Genomic DNA, 289 nt, shown 5'->3' on the forward strand with positions numbered 1-289 from the left:
GTGATCATCAGCCCGGCGAACAGAATGCCGGCGAAAGGCGCGCCAAGCTCGGCCATGCCGCGCATGGTCGGCTCGATGATTTCGCGCATGGTGCGCTCGATCATGTCAGGCGTCATTACAGGGGCCGGCGAATAGGCGCCCATGCCGCCGGTGTTGGGCCCGACATCGCCATCACCGACGCGCTTGTGGTCCTGGGCCGTGCCGAAAGGAAGTGCCGTGGTGCCGTCGCAGAGGCAGAAGAAACTCGCCTCCTCGCCGGTCATGAATTCCTCGATCACCACCTCCGCGC

Annotated in this window: 1 pseudogene; it reads right to left on the reverse strand. The window is 65.1% G+C overall.

The window, feature by feature from the left end:
* Nucleotides 1-289, reverse strand: a pseudogene (locus EN786_RS37225) (phosphoribosylamine--glycine ligase); the annotation flags it as partial.

The sequence above is a fragment of the Mesorhizobium sp. M4B.F.Ca.ET.143.01.1.1 genome (genome assembly GCF_004792275.1).
Taxonomy (GTDB): Bacteria; Pseudomonadota; Alphaproteobacteria; order Rhizobiales; family Rhizobiaceae; genus Mesorhizobium; species Mesorhizobium abyssinicae.